We start from the raw sequence: 4447 nt of genomic DNA, 5'->3' as shown, positions 1-4447 counted from the left end.
CTGAGGGACGCGGAGCGGCGAGGCGACCTGCCGGGTGCCGTCGCTCGCACCGCCGGGCAGGGGTTCTCCGACGTGGGACCGGACCACCCCCACATCGACGGCATCACCTACGTGGACGTCGAAGCGATCACCTCCGGGTGCGGCGGCTGGGCCTACTGTCCGGACCGCGACGTCACGCGCGGCCAGATGGCGACCTTCCTCACCAAGGCGCTCGGTCTCCCCGCCGGAGGCGACGCCGGCTTCAGCGACGTCCGCGGCCACACCCACGAGGCCGGGATCCGGGCCGTGGTGGCGGCCGGGATCGCCCGGGGCGTCGAGGACGACCGTTTCGCGCCCGACGCGCCGGTTCGCCGCGACCAGATGGCCAGCTTCCTGAACGCGGCTCTCGACCTGCCCGCCGGTGAGACGACCTTCGGCGACGTCTCGGCGGACTCGGTCCACCGCGCCGCGATCAGCGCCGTCGCGGACGCCGGGATCACGCTCGGCATCGGCGACGGCAACTTCGGGCCGGCCCTGCCGGTCTCTCGGGCACAGATGGCGACCTTCCTGCTGCGTGCGACGGAGACGCGCTGACCACACCGGGCAACAGTCGTCACGGCTGCCACGCGCACCACGACGCTTGACAGCAGGTGACCGGAGCACCAGGCTCCGGAGCGTGCCGATCGAGGGAAGTGCCGGGTCGCGGGCCGTGGTGCCCGCGGGTGATGACGCGCCACCAGGGGTGGACGCGACGTCCGGGTCCGTCGGTCCGCGGCAGCTGCCCCCGGCGTGGCAGGCGGCCATCGACGCGTTCGTGGAGCACCTCGAGCTCGAACGCGGCCGACGCGAGAACACCGTCGCGGCCTACCGCCGGGACGCGACCGACCTCGCCCGGACGCTCGCCGCGTGGGGGATCGAGCACCCCGCCGAGGTGGAGCTGCTGACCCTGCGTCGCTACCTCGCCGACCTCTCCGAACGTGGGTACGCCCGCGCCACCCTCTCGCGTCGCGTGGCCACGATGCGGACCTGGAGCACCTTCCTGCTCGATCGGGGGGTCATCACCGTCGACGTCGCCTCCCGGCTGCGCAGCCCCGCTCCCGGGCGCCACCTGCCGCGGGTGCTGCGGGTGGACGAGGTGGAACGGCTGCTGGCCGCGCCCGACGCGGGCACCGCGATCGGGCGTCGCGACCGGGCGCTGCTCGAGCTGCTCTACGCCGCCGCGGCCCGTATCGGTGAGGTCTGTGGGCTCGACGTGGCGGAGCTCGACCTCCCGCAGCGTCAGGTCCGCCTCGACGGCAAGGGCGGCACCCAGCGGATCGTGCCGCTCGGTGACCCGGCCGTCGACGCGCTGCGGACCTACCTCGCGCTCGCGCGCCCGGAACTCCAGGCGGCCGCTGCCTCGGGTCGCGAGACCGCCGCGGCGGTGTTCCTCGGGGTCCGGGGTGGGCGGCTCGGGACCCGCGATGCACGCACGGCGGTCGAACGTGCCGCGACCGCAGCCGGTGTCGGCCACGTCACCCCGCACACGTTGCGACACACCGCCGCGACCCACCTGCTCGAGGGCGGCGCCGATGTCCGCCAGGTCCAGGAGGTCCTCGGCCACCGGTCGCTGGCGACCACGCAGCGCTACACCCACCTGTCCCGTGGCCGGCTCCGCGAGATCCACGCCGCGGCACACCCGCGAGCACGCAGAGGTCCAGGCGACTCCGGTGGCAGCTAGCATGCCTCCGGCACCGGAACGCCGCGCATCGGTCGCCGAACCATCGCGAGCGTGGACGGGAGGTGGCGTGGATCAGGACGTCCAGGAGCTCTGGCACCGCTACGCACGGACGCCCGAAAGCGCCACCCGCGAGCAGCTCATCCTGCACTACGCGCCACTGGTCAAGTACGTGGCCGGACGCGTCGCGGTCGGGATGCCGGCCAACGTCGAGCACGCCGATCTGGTCTCGTACGGCATCTTCGGTCTGATGGACGCCATCGAGAAGTTCGACGTCTTCAAGGGCTTCAAGTTCGAGACCTACGCCATCACGCGCATCCGCGGTGCCATCATCGACGAGCTCCGGTCGGTCGACTGGGTGCCGCGGTCGGTGCGGGCCAAGGCCCGCAAGCTCGAAGCCGCGGTCCAGAAGCTCGAGTCGCAGCTGCGCCGCAGCCCCACCGAGGAGGAGCTGGCCGCCGAGCTCGATTGGACCGTCGACGAGCTCCAGGAGTCGCTCGCCAAGGTCTCGATGACCTCCATGGCCGCGCTCGACGAGGTCCTCGACGTCGGTGAGGGTGACCGCATCTCGCTCGTGGACACCCTCCAGGACATCAGCACCGTGCTGCCCGAGGACTCCTACGACGAGCTCGAGACCAAGGACCTGCTGCGCCACGCCATCACCCGGCTGACCGAGCGCGAGCAGACCGTGCTCGGTCTGTACTACTTCGAGGGCATGACCCTCTCCCAGATCGGGGACGTGCTCGGCGTCACCGAATCGAGGATCTGCCAGATCCACACCAAGGCGGTCCTGTCGTTGCGCGCCAAGCTGGTCGCTCAGCAGGCCTGAGCCGGTCCCGGGGGACCGGACCGAGCTCGGTGGCCATCCACAGGCGGAGGTGGCTCGGGTGTGGACGCCGTCGACCGGAGCCGTAGCGTCATCGGCGTCGGTCGCTACTCCCCGGGGGCGGGGAACGGTCCAGCCCGTGCGTCTCCTCACCGTCGTCCTGCTCCTGGTGCTGCTCGGCCCGCCACCAGCGTCCGCTGCTGCGGTCGACGCGGCACCCGCGAGCACCGTCCGCTACGAGCCGCCGGTCCCGGGTGCGGTGCTCCGTGGGTTCGCTGATCCCGAGCACGCCTACGCGCCGGGTCACCGGGGGGTCGATCTCGCCGCTGACCACGGCGCCCCGGTGGCGTCCGCTGCGGCTGGGGAGGTGACCTTCGCGGGCACGGTCGCGGGACGTCGGTGGGTCACCGTCGCCCACGCCGACGGCGTGCGCACCAGCTACGGCCACCTCGCTGCCGTGCACGTGGCGACGGGGACGGCGGTCGCCCGGGGCCAGGTCCTGGGGGCCGCCACGGGCAGCAACGGGGACGACCCGTTGCGTCCCGAGCCCGGCCTGCACTGGAGCGCCAGGCGTGGCGAGGTCTACCTCGACCCGCTGTCGCTGCTCGGCGGGCTCCCCCGACCGACGCTGGTCGGGCCCGGGGGCTGGCGTGGGAGCCACCTCGTGGTCCAGCCGTACGCGCCGTACGAGGGCGGCAGCCGGTTCGCCGTGCTCGCCCCGGGCAGCCCCACCGCGGGCCACCGGGGCTACGCCCGGGCGCCGAACCACCACCACCTCGTCCAGCTGCCGGGGTACGGGACCGAAGGGCCGCACCCGGTGCTCGATCCTGGCTACCTCGGCTACGGGCCGGGCGACAGCTCCGAGTTCTCCTACCGGGGCTGCGATCCGACCCCGCTCGGCTGCAGCGGTCACCCCTACGGGGGGACCGACACCGACCTCACCGTCGACGACGCCGCGGCGCTGCTCGACCAGCACCTGCGCGCCCAGCAGCGGGCACAGCCGGGCCGGCCCGTCGACCTGCTCGGCCACTCGATGGGCGGTGACGTCGCCACGCACTACCTGACCTACCTCTACGACCCCACCGACCCCGGGTTGCCGCCGATCGGGTCCCTGATCACCATCGGTACCCCCACGGCGGCAGCGGGGTCGGCTACCTGGCGCGTGCCGTCGGCGACGACGCCCTGCTCGGGCACCCGGTGGAGGCGGTCCGCCGCCTGGCCGTGGCCGTCGGGGCCGAGGGCGCCGACCGTGTCGGGTTCGGGTCCGAGCCGCTCGCGCGGTACGGCACCCGCGGCGGTCGTCCGGACCGTGACCCGGACCGGCTCGCGGCGCTCGGTGTCCGTGTGCTCGAGATCGCCGGATCGCGTGACCTCGTGGTGGGACGTGAGGACGCGGGGTCGGTCGGGCCGGCGGTCGTCCTCCCCGGCGGGCACGGCACCGTGACGGGGGTCGAGGCCACCTACCTCGCCGTGCACGACCACCTCGCCTCCCGACCGGTCACGGGCGCCGGCGGCGCGGCCGGGTGGGCGACCGACGAGGCTGCTGAGCTGGCCCGCTGGGCGGGCGCCTTCGTCGACCACTCGCCCGTGCTCGGCCTCGGGCGGGCGCTCGCGGCCGACGACGTCGCCCGGGAGCTGTGGGAGACCGGCAAGCTGCTCGTCGGCGGCCCGAACCGGTGGTCCGGCGGCGGGGCCGACCCCGAACCCGTCGCGCCCGCGGCGCCCCGGCCGGTCGGAGGCCCGCCCCTCGACGAGCTGTCCTGACCCGCCGGTGGACGGCTGGGAGCCGACCTCGGTACCCTCCGAGCGGTACGGGTCCGCGCTCCCTCGTCTTCGAGGTCGCTGGCGGGCTCGTCGCTTCCGCCCAGACACCTCACTCCACACGCCCGCTGACGGGCGACCCCGGTGCCCCCGCGCGGCCTGAC

At 74.2% G+C, this 4447-nt stretch carries 5 protein-coding genes; all 5 read left to right on the top strand.

From position 1 onward, the window contains the following. A partial coding sequence (locus tag WEB03_RS09460) for an S-layer homology domain-containing protein (protein WP_368070705.1) occupies positions 1-573 on the top strand: 573 nt, incomplete at its 5' end. Between the two features lie 82 nt (positions 574-655). Further along, the gene (locus WEB03_RS09455; protein ID WP_368070704.1) at positions 656-1699 is read left to right on the top strand and encodes a tyrosine recombinase XerC; all 1044 of its coding nucleotides are present in this window, start codon (positions 656-658) and stop codon (positions 1697-1699) included. 67 nt (positions 1700-1766) lie between these two features. Then, positions 1767-2525: an RNA polymerase sigma factor WhiG gene (gene whiG / locus WEB03_RS09450; protein ID WP_368070703.1), complete on the top strand. Its 759-nt coding sequence runs from the start codon at positions 1767-1769 to the stop codon at positions 2523-2525. 136 nt (positions 2526-2661) lie between these two features. Continuing rightward, a complete protein-coding gene (locus WEB03_RS09445) occupies positions 2662-3966 on the top strand; it encodes a peptidoglycan DD-metalloendopeptidase family protein (RefSeq protein ID WP_368070702.1) in 1305 nt (434 codons plus the stop codon). After that, positions 3963-4286, top strand: a complete 324-nt coding sequence (locus WEB03_RS09440; RefSeq protein ID WP_368070701.1) for a hypothetical protein — start codon at positions 3963-3965, stop codon at positions 4284-4286. Before WEB03_RS09445 ends, WEB03_RS09440 begins: the two co-directional genes overlap by 4 nt. The last annotated feature ends 161 nt before the right edge of the window (positions 4287-4447 follow it).

The sequence above is a fragment of the Nitriliruptor sp. genome, assembly GCF_040882075.1.
GTDB lineage: Bacteria > Actinomycetota > Nitriliruptoria > Nitriliruptorales > Nitriliruptoraceae > Nitriliruptor.
The sequence above is the reverse complement of the archived record's forward strand: the minus strand, read 5'-3'. Positions and strand labels throughout refer to the sequence as shown.